Source organism: Kitasatospora sp. NPDC059646, assembly GCF_042734615.1.
Classification (GTDB): Bacteria; Actinomycetota; Actinomycetes; order Streptomycetales; family Streptomycetaceae; genus Kitasatospora.
In genome coordinates this window covers 1-14,286 of record NZ_JBHWDS010000025.1, presented here as the reverse complement: position 1 = coordinate 14,286, position 14,286 = coordinate 1, and the positions used below count along the sequence as shown (strand labels likewise).

10 protein-coding genes are annotated in these 14,286 nt (G+C 76.0%); 2 read left to right on the top strand and 8 right to left on the bottom strand.

Annotated elements, in window-relative coordinates; genetic code table 11:
* Positions 1–8: 8 nt before the first annotated feature.
* The 5 genes from ACFV1L_RS19315 to ACFV1L_RS19295 form a co-directional block, all read right to left on the bottom strand.
* Positions 9–980, bottom strand: a complete 972-nt coding sequence (locus ACFV1L_RS19315) for an aldo/keto reductase (RefSeq protein WP_380367326.1) — start codon at positions 978–980, stop codon at positions 9–11.
* Between the two features lie 69 nt (positions 981–1,049).
* Positions 1,050–1,838 carry an ABC transporter permease gene (locus tag ACFV1L_RS19310; RefSeq protein ID WP_380367324.1) on the bottom strand — a complete coding sequence of 263 codons (789 nt, stop codon included), beginning with the start codon at positions 1,836–1,838 and terminating at the stop codon, positions 1,050–1,052.
* Positions 1,835–2,800: an ATP-binding cassette domain-containing protein gene (locus ACFV1L_RS19305; protein ID WP_380367322.1), complete on the bottom strand. Its 966-nt coding sequence runs from the start codon at positions 2,798–2,800 to the stop codon at positions 1,835–1,837. Before ACFV1L_RS19305 ends, ACFV1L_RS19310 begins: the two co-directional genes overlap by 4 nt.
* 143 nt (positions 2,801–2,943) lie before the next feature.
* Positions 2,944–8,949, bottom strand: coding sequence for a hypothetical protein (locus tag ACFV1L_RS19300; RefSeq protein ID WP_380367320.1), 6,006 nt, complete (start codon positions 8,947–8,949; stop codon positions 2,944–2,946).
* A 76-nt stretch (positions 8,950–9,025) separates the two neighbouring features.
* Positions 9,026–9,358 carry a trypco2 family protein gene (locus ACFV1L_RS19295; RefSeq protein ID WP_380367318.1) on the bottom strand — a complete coding sequence of 111 codons (333 nt, stop codon included), beginning with the start codon at positions 9,356–9,358 and terminating at the stop codon, positions 9,026–9,028.
* 120 nt (positions 9,359–9,478) lie between these two features.
* Between ACFV1L_RS19295 and ACFV1L_RS19290 the strand changes: the two genes are divergently transcribed.
* On the top strand, positions 9,479–10,168 hold the full coding sequence (locus tag ACFV1L_RS19290) for a TetR/AcrR family transcriptional regulator (protein ID WP_380367316.1): 690 nt from the start codon (positions 9,479–9,481) through the stop codon (positions 10,166–10,168).
* 133 nt (positions 10,169–10,301) lie between these two features.
* Here the strand turns inward: ACFV1L_RS19290 and ACFV1L_RS19285 are convergent, their stop codons facing one another.
* From ACFV1L_RS19285 to def, 3 genes are all read right to left on the bottom strand, one after another.
* Positions 10,302–11,738 carry an RsmB/NOP family class I SAM-dependent RNA methyltransferase gene (locus tag ACFV1L_RS19285; protein WP_380367314.1) on the bottom strand — a complete coding sequence of 479 codons (1,437 nt, stop codon included), beginning with the start codon at positions 11,736–11,738 and terminating at the stop codon, positions 10,302–10,304.
* 156 nt (positions 11,739–11,894) lie between these two features.
* Positions 11,895–12,827 carry a methionyl-tRNA formyltransferase gene (gene fmt, locus ACFV1L_RS19280; protein ID WP_380367457.1) on the bottom strand — a complete coding sequence of 311 codons (933 nt, stop codon included), beginning with the start codon at positions 12,825–12,827 and terminating at the stop codon, positions 11,895–11,897.
* Between the two features lie 168 nt (positions 12,828–12,995).
* Positions 12,996–13,541, bottom strand: a complete 546-nt coding sequence (gene def, locus ACFV1L_RS19275) for a peptide deformylase (protein WP_380367312.1) — start codon at positions 13,539–13,541, stop codon at positions 12,996–12,998.
* A gap of 215 nt (positions 13,542–13,756) precedes the next feature.
* On the opposite strand from def, the gene ACFV1L_RS19270 reads away from it, so the two are divergent.
* Positions 13,757–14,227 carry a hypothetical protein gene (locus ACFV1L_RS19270; protein ID WP_380367310.1) on the top strand — a complete coding sequence of 157 codons (471 nt, stop codon included), beginning with the start codon at positions 13,757–13,759 and terminating at the stop codon, positions 14,225–14,227.
* Positions 14,228–14,286 lie beyond the last annotated feature (59 nt).

Genomic DNA, 14,286 nt, shown 5'->3' with positions numbered 1-14,286 from the left:
CCCGGGGCTCACCAGGCGTAGTCCTCCGGCGCGGTGCGGTGGCCGGGGAAGATCTCGTCCAGCCGCTCCAGCGTCTTCGCGTCCAGCTCGACGTCCAACGAGGCGACGGCGGCGGTCAGTTGCTCCTCGGTGCGGGGGCCGACGATCGGCGCGGTGACGGCGGGGCGGCTGCGCAGCCAGGCGAGCGCGACGTCGCCGGGCCGGTGGCCGAGCTCCTCGCACAGGTCCTCGTAGGCCTGGATCTGCTCGCGGCGCTCGTTCAGCGTGTCGACGGCCCGGCCCTGGGCGCGGCGCACGCCCTCGCGCTCCTTGCGCAGCACGCCGCCGAGCAGGCCGCCGTGCAGCGGCGACCAGGCGATCAGGCCGAGGCCGTAGTGCTGGGCGGCGGGCGCGACCTCCAGTTCGACGCTGCGTTCGAGCAGGTTGTAGAGCGACTGCTCGCTGGTCAGGCCGAGGAAGTGGCGGGCCTTCGCGGCCTCCTGGGCCTGGGCGAGGTGCCAGCCGGCGAAGTTGGACGACCCGACGTAGACGATCTTGCCCTGGAGGGTGAGCACCTCCATCGCCTGCCAGATCTCGTCCCAGGGGGTCGCCCGGTCGATGTGGTGCATCTGGTAGAGGTCGATGTGGTCGGTCTGCAGGCGACGCAGGCTGGCGTCGACGGCGCGGCGGATGTTGAGCGCGGAGAGCCGGCCCTCGTTGGGCCAGTCGCCCATGTCGCCGTAGAGCTTGGTGGCGATCACGGTCTTCTCGCGCCGGCCGCCGCCCTTGGCGAACCAGTTGCCGATGATCGTCTCGGTGAGGCCCTTGTTCTCGCCCCAGCCGTAGACGTTGGCGGTGTCGAAGAAGTTGATGCCGTGCCCGTGCGCGGCGTCCATGATCCGGTGCGCGTCCGCCTCTTCGGTGTGCACGCCGAAGTTCATGGTGCCCAGGCACAGCCGGGACACGGACAGGCCGGTACGGCCGAGGTGGGTGTACTCCATGGCGCCCACCCTCCGCCGCACCGGTCCGGATGTCCAGTAGGCGAGGCCCGCCGCCGGGTTGACGGCGGGTCAGCGTCCGGAGCGGGCGAAGTTCCGCACCGCCAGCGGCACCGCGACGAGCAGCAGCACGGCGCACCAGCCGAGCGCGGCGGCCACCGGGTGCTGCGCGGGCCAGGCGGCGCCGGGCGCGGACGGGTTGCCGAACAGCTGCCGGCCGGCCTCGACCACGGCGCTCACCGGGTTCCACTCGGCGACCGCGGCCAGCCAGCCGGGCATTCCGCCTGTCGGCACGAACGCACTGGTCAGCATGGACAACGGAATGGCCAGGACGGCGAGTTGACCGGCCGTCTCCTCCTTGCCGACCGCCAGACCGAGCGCCGTACCGAGCCAGCCGCAGGCGAACCGGAACAGCAGCAGCAGTCCGAACGCGCCGAGTGCGGGGCCCAGCCCGTGCCGGATCCGCCAGCCCGCCGCGAGCCCGACCAGTGCGGTCGGCACCAGGACGACGGCCGCCACCAGCAGGTCGGCCAGCGCCTGCCCGGTGAGCAGCCCGAGCCGGGACACCGACATCGACCGCAGCCGGTCGGTGACGCCCCGTCCGGCGTCCCGGGCACCGCCGACCATGGCCGGCATCACGGCGTTCAGCGCGACCATCGCGAACAGTCCGGGCATCAGGAACTCCCGGTAGTCACCGCCGCCCGGCACGTTCATCGCACTGCCGAACACGTAGCCGAACACGCCGACCATTGCGACCGGCACCGCGAGCGAGGAGAGCAGCAGCCCGGGCGAGTGCCGGTACACCAGCAGGATCCGGCGGGCGGAGGCGGCGGCGTCCACGGGCATCGTCGTCACGCTCATGCGGCGGTCTCCGTCTTCTCGGCAGTGCCCGCGCCGGTCAGCGCGAGGAACACGTCGTCCAGTGAGGGGGTGCGCAGCGCCACGTCCCGGGCGACCACCCCGGCGGCGTCCAACTCCCGTACCAGGGACGGCAGGACGAGCGGCCGGGCCGGGTCGGAGACGGCGCTGACGCGGAGCCGCTCGGCGTCGACGGCGGGTGCGCCGCCGGTGAGCACGGCCAGCACGGCGCGGGCCCGGTCCAGGTCCGCGTCCTCGGGGAGGGTCACTTCGACCAGGGTGCCGATCGCCGCCTTCAACCGCTGCGGAGTGTCGTCGGCGACGGCCCGCCCGCGCTCCAGCACGGTGATCCGGTCGGCCAGCCGGTCGGCCTCGTCCAGGTACTGGGTGGTGAGCAGCACGGTCGAGCCCCGAGCGGCCAACTCCCGTACCGCCGACCAGATCTCGCGCCGGCTGCGGGGGTCGAGTCCGGTGGTCGGCTCGTCCAGGAACAGCACCCGGGGGCGGGTGATCAGGCTGGCCGCCAGGTCCAGGCGGCGGCGCATGCCGCCCGACCAGCCGCGCACCAGGCGGTCGGCGGCCTCCTCCAGCCGGAACTCCGCGAGCAGCTCGGCCGCCCGCCTGCGCGCCTTCGCCCCGCCCAAGTGATGCATCCGGCCCAGCAGTTCGAGGTTCTCCCGGCCGGTGATCCCCTCCTCCACCGCCGCGTACTGCCCGGCCAGGCCGATCACCCGCCGCACCGCCGCCGCGTCCCGCGCGACGTCGTGCCCGCACACCCTCGCCTCCCCGCGATCCGGCCGGACCAGCGTGGCGAGGATCCGCACCAGCGTGGTCTTGCCGGCCCCGTTGGGCCCCAACAGACCGCACACCGCCCCTTCCGGGACGTCGAGTTCGAGCCCGTCCAGCGCACGGGTGGCGCCGAACGTCTTGCCCAGGCCGCGAACGGCAATGACCGGGTCGCTCATGGCAGGCCCTTTCTGAGTACATCGTACGTAGTACCGCTGCGCAGCACACTACTAGGTACGCCGTACGGAGAAAAGGGGGGCAGCGCGATCACCACCGACGACGAGGTCCACCGCTCCCCCTGGCCGACCGCTCCGCACAGCGGTCAGTCCGCGGCGTCCAACTCCCCCGTGCCGAACTCCTCGGCGTCGAACTCCTCGGCGTCGAGTTCCTCGAGGAGGTACACCACGTCCTGGTAGGCCTCGCCGAACTGCTCCGGGTCCTCGTCGGCCAGGGCGCGGGACAGCGGGAGCGCCTCGCGCAGCGCCGCCCGGGCGTCGGCGTCCCGGCCGACCGCCTCCCGCCACACGGCGAGCCGGACCAGGCACACCGCCAGGGCCGGCCCGGCGGCCCGGTCGCCGGCGACCAGCAGGCGCCAGTACCCCGCCGACTCCTCCGCGACCGCAGCGGCCTCGGCCGGACGGTCCAGCAGGTGCAGCACCACCGCCCGGGTGTCCAGCACGCCCGCCAGCCAAGCCGTCCGGTCGGCGCTGCCCGGTTCCTCCGCCAGCCGCGCCCGGCCGATCCCGACCGCCTCCTGAACGGCCGTCAGCGCCTCCTCCGGCAGACCGGCGCCGAGCAGACCGCCGACCAGGCCGTGCAGCGCGTCGGCGAGCGGCGCCAGGTACCGGTCGGGATCCTGCCCGGCCGACCGGCGGCGGTGCTCGACGACCTCCCACCAGGCCTGCGCCGACTCCTCGAACCGGCCCTGCCGGTACAGCATCGCGGCGACCACGTTCCACCCCGTCGCGAGCCAGGAGCACAGCTGCGCCGGCTCCGGCCCCTGCGTCGTCCGGCTCCACTCCGCCGCCTCGGCGTTCAGCACCTCGGCCTCCTCGGACCGGCCCAGCGCCACCAGCGCGCCCGCCAGCAGACCGGCGGTCTCGGCCAGCGCGGGCAGGAGCAGCCCGGAGCCGTCCTCCACCAGGGCCTCCAGCGCCTCGCCCCCGGTCGCCCAGCGCTCCGCGGCCTCCTCCCAACGACCCGACTCGGCCAGCGCACGGCCCAGCACCGACAGCACGAACGCCGCCAGCGAGCGGTCCGTGACCGGGGCCCCCTCGGGCAGCGGCCCGAGCAGCTCCGGAACCTCCCGACCCGCCGCCAGCACCTCCTCCCAGCGCTCCATGGCACCCAGCTGAACCATGTGGGCGCCCAGCACCCGGACGAACGCCGGCCGATGGGCGGCCGGCTCGTCCGCCGCCGCCGACCGCAGCAGTCCGACCGCCTCCTCGCCCACCGCGATCGCCTCCGCGGCCTGCCCCAGCGCCGCCATGGCCCCCGACCAGGCGCCCAACGCTCCGGCCAGCTCCGGCGTCCGTCCGCCGTCCGGTCCGGCCGCCGCCCGCAGCAACGCGACGGCCTCCGCCGCCGCGGGCAGCGCCTCCGCCGGACGTCCGGCCGCCAGCAGCGCCGCGGCCGTGCTGGACAGCGCCAGCGCGAGGTCCGTCGGACGCTCCGACTGCTCCCGCAGCCGCCCGACGGCCTCCGCACAGTCCACCAGCGCCTCCTCCCAGCGGCCCACCATCAGCAGGACGCTCGACCGCGCCGTCAACGCGTCGGCCAGCTCCGGCCGTCGACCGCCGTCGCGCTCCGCCGTGCGCAGCCTCCGGACCAGTTCGGTGCCCACCGCCAACGCCTCCTCCCAGCGGCCGGACGAGGCGAGCATCGCCGCAGACCCGTTCGCCACCCGGGCGTACAGCTCCGCGTGCCCGGGCCCCGACTCGGCCAGCGCCCGGGCGAGGCCGACCGCCTCCCGGAGGTCGGCCGGCGCCTCGTCCGGCCGACCCGCCGCGCACAGGCCCGCAGCCCGGTCGAACAGGGCTTCCACCAGGTCCGGGCGGCGTGCGGGATGCTGCCGGGCCAGCTCCCGCAGGTGTCCGACCGCCTCGTCCCGGAGCGGCGCGGACTCGTTCCGCCGGCCGAGCCGGTCCAGCACCGCCGCCAGCACGATCAGGCTCCCGGCGAACGCGGCACGGTGCACCGGGGACAGCGCCGCCGACCGGCGGCGCAGCTCGACGGTCTCCTGCCCGGCAGCGGCCGCCTCCTCCAGCCGGCCGGCATCCGCGAGGTCGATCGTCAGGCCGCCGAGGACCACGGCGAGCCCGTCCAGGTGGACCTTCGGCCGGCGGGCGACGGCCTCCCGGAAGTGCGCCACCGACTCCTGCCGTGCCGCCAACGCCCGTTCCCTGTCGCCCAGTTCCCCGAGGCCCTGGGCGAGCGTGTCCAGCGCGTGCGCCAACTGCGGCACGTACGACACCGGTTGGGCGGCGAGCCCGGACCGGCACAGCGCGACGGCCTCGCGCGCGAGCTCCACCGCCCGCTCCCACTGCTCGGCCGCACCGAAGTTGACCGCCTGGGCGTTCAGCGCCAGGCACAGCCCCCGCCGGTGGGCGGCCGGATTGCGGGCGGCCAGCTCCCGGCAGTACGCCAGAGCCTCCTCCCCCGCCCCCAGCGCCTCGTCGGTCCGGCCGACGGCGGCAAGTGCCTTGGCGTGGAACGTCAGAGCCACGCCGAGTCCGGACCGCTGCCCGGCGGCCCGGCGCCCGTCGACCACTTCGGCGATCACCGGCAGCGCCTCGTCGAACCGGCCGGTGTCGTTCAGCATGCCGTACAGGGCCAGCAGCGCGGTCGCCGAACGGCTCCGCCGGCCGGGCGGCGCCCCGCGGTCGGCCGTCAGGACCGCCCGGCTCGCCTGCTCCGCCGCCTCCCACTCGCCCAGCGCGCAGAGGTTCGCGGCCCGCAGCGCGAGCGCCTCGTGGAGCATCTGCCGCCGGCCGCCGTCGGGCGGCAGCGCACGGAGCACGGCGGCCGCCCGCTCGGCGACCGGCAGCGCCTCGGCGTGCCGGTCCAGGGCGTTCAGCGCCCGGGCTTCGCTCATCAACGCCGCCGCGAGGCCGATCGACTGCTCCTCGACCTCCCCCTCGGCGGCCGGGTGGAACAGCTCGACCGCCTCCCGGGCCACCTCGTGGGCATCCTCCCAGCGGCCCTGGTCGCCCAGCGCCTTGGCGAGGGCGACCAGGGCCAGCGCCAGCGGCTGCCGGCGCCCTCCGCCGCCCAGCCCCGCCAGCCGGCGGTGGTGCCGCACCGACTCGGCCGCCGTCTCCAACGCCGAGTCCCACTCCTCCAGTTCGCCGAGCTGGATGGCCAGGTTGTTCAACTCCTGCGCCAGGTGCGTCAGATGGGCGTCCGGATCGTCGGCCGCGAGCGGCCGGAGCCGGCCGACCGCCTCTCGGGCCAGCGCCACGGCCTCCCCGTGGCGGCCCGCCTCGCCCAGGATCCGGGACAGGCCCGCCAGTGCCTGGGCGAGGCCGAGCTCTGCCGTCCCGCCCGACTCCGCCAGCTCCCGCAGGCCCGCCACCGCCTCCCTGGCCGCCTCGGCCGCCTCCTCGGTCCGGCCCGCCGCGCCGAGGCACCCGGACAGCACGCCGAGCGCCGACACCAGCACCAGCAGCTCCTCCCCGGCCCGCTCCGGCCGGCCCCGCAACCGCCCCACGGCCTCGCGGGCCGGCTCGACCGCCTCCTCGAACTGGCCGACGGCCGCCAGGCCCGCCGCCTGCAGCACCAGCATCAGCGCGAGGTGCGGCAGATAGGCCGTCGAGTCTGCGCCGGCCAGCAGGCGGAACCGTTCCACCGACTCCCGGGTGGCCTGCGACAGTTCCGCGTCCGGCGGCCGCACCGCCACCGCGCGGCCCGGCCCGGCCGCGTCCAGCAGGTAGCCGCCGTCCAGCCCGGTCAGGCCCCGGCCCACCGCGACCGCCTCCCGCAGCACCGGCAGCGACTCCTCGTTGCGGCCCGCCACCAGCAGCACCTTCGACAGCGTGCCCAGGCTCAGCGCGAGCCTCGGCAGCTGCTCCTCCGGGTCGTCCTCGGCGAGCCGCCGGTGCAGCTCGACCGCCTCCCCGGCCGTCGCCACCGCCTCCCCGTGCCGTCCGGCCGTGCCCAGCGCCTCCGCCAACTCCCCCAGGGCCACCGCCAGCACCGGCAGACCGGTGTCCGGATCGGCCGCCGCCTCCGCCCGGCACCCTTCGACGATCCGCTGCCCGAGCCGCACCGCCGTGTCCGCCAGCGCCACACTCGCCGCCGGGAACAGTCCGCGCAGCGCCCGCAGGTCCGCCGGCGGCACCGACCGGTCCTCGATGACGGCGCGCAGCGCGGCGACCAGCGGCGCGGGCCGGGCGCTGCGGGTGACGGCGTCCACCACCGCCCGGGCCAGCCGGTCGTGGTGGCGGACGCACAGCTCGGTGAGGTGCGCGTCCAGGCCGCCGGCCAGCAGCGGGTCCGCCGCGGCCCGCGCGTACACGGTGACCAGCTGACCGCGCTGCGCCCGGTCCGCGCCCGCCACCAGTCCGCCGGCCAGCGCGGGGTCCGCCAGCAGGACGCGAGCCACCTGACGCTCCGCCAGCCGGTCCGGCTGCAGGGCGCCGAACGGCCGCGGCGCGACGGCCGGGTACAGGTCGGCGAGCCAGCGGGTGACCCGGTCGCGGACGTCGGCCGGCTGGTCAGCGAGCGCCGGGACGCGCAGCCACAGCGCGCGCGCCTGTTCCAGCCCGGCGGCACCGCTCAGGTGGGCGGCGGCGAGCGCCGCTTCCAGGGTCTCCGGCGACAGGACGGGGCGGAGCCCGCGCGCCTGCGCGGCCCGCAGCCAGTAGCTGCGCTCGTGGTCGAGCAGCCGGTCCTCGACCTGCTGGGCGCCGCCGCGGCGGGTGCCCGGCCGGGCCGCGTCCAGCAGGTCGGCGAGCGCGGTCATGTGCAGGGTCAGCGGATTGCCGTACCGGGCGTCGCCCAGTTCGCCGGGGCCGGGGAGCGCGGCGGCGAGCGCCGCCCAGTCCGGGCCCCCGCAGCCCGGCAGCGCGGGCAGCGCCGCCGCGAACCGTGCCGCCACGGCCCGGTACGCGTGCGACCGGTCGGCAGGCCGGTCGTCCTCCAGGCCGCCCAGCGGCCACTCCGGCGCGCCGTCCAACTGCTCGCCGATCCGGCTGCGCAGGTCGCGCTCCCACCAGTCGCCGCCGGCCCTGGCCAGCAGCAGGACCTTGAACGGGCGGCTCCCCGAGTGGTCCGCCGCCGCCCGGACCAGCCCGACCAGCTGTTCGGTGCGGCTCTCCGCGTAGTCGAGCACCACCAGCAGCGGCCGGGTCACCTCCCGCAGCCCGTGCAGCTCCTCGGCGGCCGCCGCCGGCCGGGGCCACAGCACCGCCCAGCCCCGCGCCGACAGCTCGCCGGCGAACTCCTGCCCCAGCCGGGTCTTGCCCTGGCCGGCCGGCCCGTGCACCAGAGCGGCGTCGAACCCGGCCGGGACGGACCACTCCCGCAGCTCTTCCAACAAGCCGTCCCGGCCGTGGAACGGGACGATCCGGCGGGCGGCGTGCAGCAGCGCCGCGGGCGACCGCATGGGCGCGCCGTGCCGCTCCGGATGGGCCGCCGGATCCGCCAGTTCGTGCAGCTCCACGGCCTCCACCTCCGCCGCCGGAATACCGTGCGACACCAGCGCGGCCCGGAACGCCGGCTCGTGGTGCAGCGCGTACGCGGGCGACAGCACCAGCTGGCCGTTGCCGGTGAACGCACGCTCCGCCGCCACCACCCCGGTCAGCAGCGGCCCGCAGAACACCGCCCCGCCCGACATGCCGCCCCACGGCGGCGACGGCCGGTCCCAGCCGGGGCCGGGCGCGGCCTCCCGCACCGTCATCACGTACCGGTCGGCGACGTACCCGGTGCCCGGGTTCAGCCACCCCGACGGCTGCTCCGCCTGCGCAGCCCAGCCGTCCCGCTGTGCGTGCTCGGGCAGGCCCCACGCCTGGCAGTCCACACCCGTCCGGTCGGTGACCAACCGGCCCCAGCGCACCGGCCGCGGCTCGGCCCACCCGGGGTCGTCGTCCACCCGCAGCAGCGCGGCGTCGTCCCGGCCGCCGGCGCGGCCGCACCACACCACGACCGCGCCGAACCTCCCCGCCCCGCCGGGCCGGAACACCCGCGCCCGCACCCCGACGGCCGCCGCGCCCCCGCCGTGCGGCCCGGCCACCGCATGGGCGGAGGTCAGCACCAGCCGTCCGCCGATCGCGCACCCGGACGCCGGCCCGGTCGGCGCGTCCACCCCCACCACCCGTCGCCGGTCCACCCCGGCCCCTCCCCTCGCCCGTGGCGTACCGCCGGCCCCGGCGGAGCCGGCGGCGGATCCCCGATCCGACGGGCCGTCAGTCCGGAATGCGGTCCGACGTGTCGCCCGGGCCCGCCGGACGCCCCGGATCACCGTGCACCAGCAGGTCGCCGCCGCCCGCCGCGCGCGGCGTCAGCGTGAACGAGACCCGGTGGGTGCGGCCGCGCGAGACGCCGCCCTCGGTCTCCGCCCCCACCGCGAAGATCTTGAACCCTGCCTTCGCCTTCGCGTCGGCCCGCAGTTCGACCTCGAACTCCATCTCCACCGGCCCCACCGCGAACACCAGATCCGGGTGCGTGCCCCCGATCCGGGCCGCCTCCAGCAACTCGTCCCGCACCGCGGCCACCGCGTCCACCAGCGGAATGTCCATCCCCAGCCCCTTGTCGTCGATGTTCTGCCGTCCCGGCAGGCACCACGGTAGGCCACCGGAGCGGCCCGCGGACCCGCTCCGCCGTCAGCTGCGTAGACTGGCCGCCGAGGTGATCCAACGATGTCGTCCGGCGAGGAATCCGAGCTGATCTGGCTGCGCCCGGAGCACTCCGGCCGCGGGCCGCGCCCGGCGCACAGCCGGGTGTCGATCGCCCGGGCGGCGGTCGGGATCGCCGACCGCGACGGCCTGGACGCGGTGACGATGCGCAAGGTCGCGGCCGAACTCGGCGCCGGGACCATGTCGTTGTACAACTACGTGCCGAAGAAGGAACACCTCTTCGACCTGATGCTCGACCTGCTGGCCGGCGAGTACGACCTGCCCGAGCAGCCCTCCGGCGACTGGCGCGCCGATCTCACCCTGCTGGCCCGCCAGTTGCGCGCGATCCTCACCCGCCACAGCTGGGCCACCACCCTGCTCGCCCACCGCCCCGGCCTGGGCCCGAACGGCCTGCGGGTCACCGAATTCCACCTCGCCGCCCTCGCCGACACCCGGCTCGACGGCACCGCGAAGATGGAAGCCTTCTCCCAACTCACCGGCTTCGTCTGCCAGTTCACCGACTGGCAGCAGCGTTCCACGGCCGCCGGCCACCGCTGGCTCAGCGACCTGGTCCGCTACCTCCAGTCGGTCACCGCGACCGGCCAGTACCCCCACCTGGCCACCGCCCTCGCCCAGAGCACCGCCCCGACCGCCCCCGACACCGTCTTCGAGCGCGACCTGCAGCGCCTGCTCACCGTCCTCGTCGACGTCTGACGCACCGTCGGTCCGCCGCCGGGCAGCGCCCGTTCACCCTCGCACGCAGCGACCGGCCCCGTTCGCGTCCACCGCGGCCCCCGGCCCGCCGGTCCGCCGCACTGGTGCGCGACCGGCGGGCCCGCAGCACTGCTCAGGCCGTGCGGCGCAGCAGCGCCAGGTACATCGCGTCCGTGCCGTGCAGGTGCGGCCACAGCTGGACGTCCGGTCCGTCGCCGAGGTCGGGGACGCCGGGCAGCAGCGGGCGGGCGTCGATCCATTCGACGTCCTCGCGGCCGCGCAGCACGTCGTCCACCACGGCGCGGGTCTCGGCCAGGTGCGGCGAGCACGTCGCGTAGCCGACGACGCCGCCGACTCGCGCCGCGTCCAGCGCGTTGCGGAGCAACTCCCGCTGCAGGGGCCCGAATCCTGCGATGTCCTCGGGGCGGCGGCGCCACCGGGCCTCGGGGCGGCGGCGCAGCGCGCCCAGGCCGGAGCACGGCACGTCGACCAGCACCCGGTCGAACGCGCCCTGCTGCCAGGCGCCCCGGGTGCCGTCGGCGGTGATGACCGCGTACGGCCCGGGGTTGCCGTTCAGCGCGCGGGCCACCAGCCGGGCGCGGTGCGGCTGCTTCTCGGAGGCGACCAGCGCGGCGCCCCGCTCCGCGGCGAGCGCGCCGAGCAGCGCGGCCTTGCCGCCGGGGCCGGCGCAGCCGTCCAGCCAGAGCCGGTCGGGGCCGTCCACGGGGGCGTTGGCGAGGGCGACGGCGACCAGCTGGCTGCCCTCGTCCTGGACGCCCGCCCGGTTCTCGCGGACCGCGTCCAGCCCGGCGGGGTCGCCGCCCTCGGCGAGCCGCAGCGCGTACGGGGACCAGCGGCCGTCCTCGGCCTCCGGCAGGGCCTCGCGCAGTTCGGCGACGCTGGAGCGGCCGGGCCGGGCGACGAGCGTGACCTCGGGGCGGGCGTTGTCGGCGTCCAGCAGCCGCTCCATCGCGGAGCGGCCGGCGTCCTCGGGCTGCCATCGGCCGAGCGCGTCCCAGAGCGAGGAGACCACCCAGCGCGGGTGCGAGTGGACGACGGCGAGGTGGTCCTCGGCGTCGTCCTCGTACGGCGGGGCGACCTGCGCGGCCCAGCCGGCCAGGTCCTGGGCGCTGATCTTGCGCAGGACGGCGTTGACGAACTTGGCGCGGCCGTCGCCGAGCACCACGCGGGCGAGCTCGACGGTCGCGGAGACCGCGGCGTGGCTGGGGATGCGGGTGCCGAGCAGCTGGTGCGCGCCGAGCGAGAGGACGTCCAGCACCGGCGGGTCGACCTCGCGCAGCGGGCGGTCCACGCAGGCGGCGATGATCGCGTCGTAGGTGCCCTGGCCGCGCAGCGTGCCGTAGACCAGCTCGGTGGCGAGCGCGGCGTCGCGGCGGTCCATGCCCTTGCGTTCGGCCTCGCGCAGCAGCGACGGCAGGATCAGGTTGGCGTACGCGTCGCGCTCGTCGACGGCGCGCAGGGCGCGGAACGCGACGATCCGGGCCGGGTCCTTCTTGGGGCGGCGGTGCGGGCGGGGGGCGCGCTTGGCGCCGGGGGCGGGGGTGCTCAACGGGTGCCTCGAAACAAAGTGCTGCGGATCAGGTCCGACCCGGCAGCGCGGCCGGGTCTCACCGTGAAGTCTAGGGTGAGACCCGGCCGAACCCGGCATCCGCCGCTCTGCGCCGAGGCGTCCGCCCTGCGCGGAGGCCGGCCCGCGGCGGGGCGCTCAGCCCTCGAAGCGCTCGCCGGACTCGATCCGCGCGCCGCGCGCCCAGTCGGCGGCCGGCATCGCCTTCTTGCCCTGCGGGCGGACCTCGCCGAGCTCCACCTCGTGGCTGCCGGTGCCGACCCGGACGCTGTTCTTGCTGACGGCCAACTCCCCTGCCGCCAGGCCGACTTCACCGGGCAGCAGGCGCACCGGGCCGGTCACCTTCAGCCGCTCGCCGCGGAACGTGGTCCACGCGCCGGGCGCGGGCGCGCAGCCGCGCACCACCCGGTCGACCCGCAGCGCGGGGTGGGTCCACTCGATCCGGGCGTCCTCGACGGTGATCTTCGGCGCCAGCGACACCCCGTCCACGGGCTGCGGCTCGGGCCGGGCGGTGCCGTCCTCGATGGCGTCCATGGTCCGCACCAGCAGCTCGGCGCCCGCGTGGGCGAGCCGGCCGAGCAGGTCGCCGCTGGTGTCGGTGGGCTTCACCGTCTCGGTGAGGACGCCGAACACCGGGCCGTCGTCCAGGCCCTCCTGGATCAGGAAGGTGGACGCGCCGGTGACCTCGTCGCCCGCCATGATCGAGTGCTGGACGGGGGCCGCGCCGCGCCACGCGGGCAGCAGCGAGAAGTGCAGGTTCACCCAGCCGTGCACCGGGATCTCCAGCGCACCGGGCCGGATCAGCGCCCCGTACGCCACCACGGGGCAGCAGTCGGGGGCGATCTCCGCCAGCCGGGCCAGGAACGCGGGCTCGCTCGGCCGGGCCGGCTTGAGCACCTCGATGCCCGCCTCCTCGGCGCGCTGCGCGACCGGGCTGGCCACCAGCCTGCGCCCGCGCCCGGCCGGGGCGTCGGGGCGGGTGACCACGGCGACCACCTCGTGCCGGGAGGCCAGCAGGGCGTCCAGGGCGGGAACGGCGACCTCGGGGGTGCCGGCGAAGACGAGACGCACGGGCATGGGCCTTTCTTGAAGTCCAACCGACCAGCGGGAAACCGCACTGGTCAGAACATCGGATTGCCGGAAAATGATCGTCGCTCGACCGGGTCTTCGCTCCGTCGACCCTCCGGCAATCCCGCCGGAACACCCGGCAGGAACGAACGGTTCGTCAGCGCCGGGCCGTCAGCGAATGACACCGAACGTGGAATGCGGCGAGATCTTCACCGTCGGCGCCGGAGCCCCGCCCCAGTCCGCCTCCCGGATCGCCTTCATCGCCGCCTTCCGGGTCTCCCGGTCCAGCCGGTCGATGAAGATGATCCCGTCCAGGTGGTCCGTCTCGTGCTGGATGCACCGCGCCAGCAGCTCGGTGCCCTCCACCGTCACCGGATCCCCGTACATGTTGAAGCCCTTCGCCACCACGCCGAACGCCCGCTTGGTGTCGAACCGCAGGCCGGGCAGCGACAGGCAGCCCTCGGGGCCGTCCTGCTCCTCCTCGGTCAGCGACAGGTCCGGGTTGATCAGGTGCCCCACCACACCGTCCACGTTGTACGTGAACACCCGCAGCGAGACGCCGAGTTGCGGTGCCGCGAGCCCCGCGCCGGGCGCCTCCAGCATGGTGTCGGTGAGGTCCTTCACCAGCCTCCGCAGCTCCTTGTCGAACGTCTCCACCGGCTTCGCGGTCGACCGCAGCACCGGGTCCCCGAAGATCCGGATCGGCTGAACTGCCAAGACTGCGACTCCCTCTGCCACCCGAACGGGACGGAAACAACGACCTACCGGGAAGTCTATGCAATACCCGCCACCGGTTCGGAGCGGTCATCGGCATATCCCGACTCGCACTCCGGGCGTGACCCAACGACCCGACGTGCGTTGGTCAATGCGAATTGACCGGGACGCGCGAGCGCCCCGAGCACGCGACCCGACCGAGAGGTGGCAACGAGGCCATGGCCGAGCAGATCAATCACGACGCCCGGGCCCGAGCGTCCCTGCACCTGCTGGTGCGGGACATCGAGCGGGTCCGACGCCAGGTCGACGCCCTCCGCACGCTCACCGCCCAGCTGGGCAACGTCTACCGGCCCCGGCGCCCCAGTACCTCGGCCGGCTTCGTGGTCTACGGCCGGGCCCCCGCCCCCACCGTCCGCCTCGCCCAGGAACTGCGCGAGAGCGTCGAGACCCTGGTCGCCGCCGCCGTCGAGTTCGACCGCGCCCTCGGCTTCTCCTGGGACTCCGTCGGCTCCGCCCTCGGCGTCACCAAGCAGGCCGTCCACCGCAGGTACGGCGTCCGCCGCCCCTCCGCCGAACTCCTCCCCGCCCCCCGCGACACCGAGACCGCCGCCACGGCCCCGGCCCCCCGCCCCCCGATCCCCCAGGCCCGCCAGGCCAGCCCCCTGATGCCCCAGCGCGCCGCCCGCTAGCAGGTGGGTGCGCCATCGGGGGCGTGCGGGGCGGCGAGCCACTCCCGCACGCCCCCGAT

Excerpts from the sequence above, each read along its gene's own strand:
- ACFV1L_RS19315 (WP_380367326.1), bottom strand. The coding sequence starts at position 980 with ATGGAGTACACCCACCTCGGCCGTACCGGCCTGTCCGTGTCCCGGCTG.
- ACFV1L_RS19290 (WP_380367316.1), top strand. The coding sequence starts at position 9,479 with ATGTCGTCCGGCGAGGAATCCGAGCTGATCTGGCTGCGCCCGGAGCAC.
- ACFV1L_RS19295 (WP_380367318.1), bottom strand. The coding sequence starts at position 9,358 with ATGGACATTCCGCTGGTGGACGCGGTGGCCGCGGTGCGGGACGAGTTG.
- ACFV1L_RS19305 (WP_380367322.1), bottom strand. The coding sequence starts at position 2,800 with ATGAGCGACCCGGTCATTGCCGTTCGCGGCCTGGGCAAGACGTTCGGC.
- ACFV1L_RS19310 (WP_380367324.1), bottom strand. The coding sequence starts at position 1,838 with ATGAGCGTGACGACGATGCCCGTGGACGCCGCCGCCTCCGCCCGCCGG.
- ACFV1L_RS19270 (WP_380367310.1), top strand. The coding sequence starts at position 13,757 with ATGGCCGAGCAGATCAATCACGACGCCCGGGCCCGAGCGTCCCTGCAC.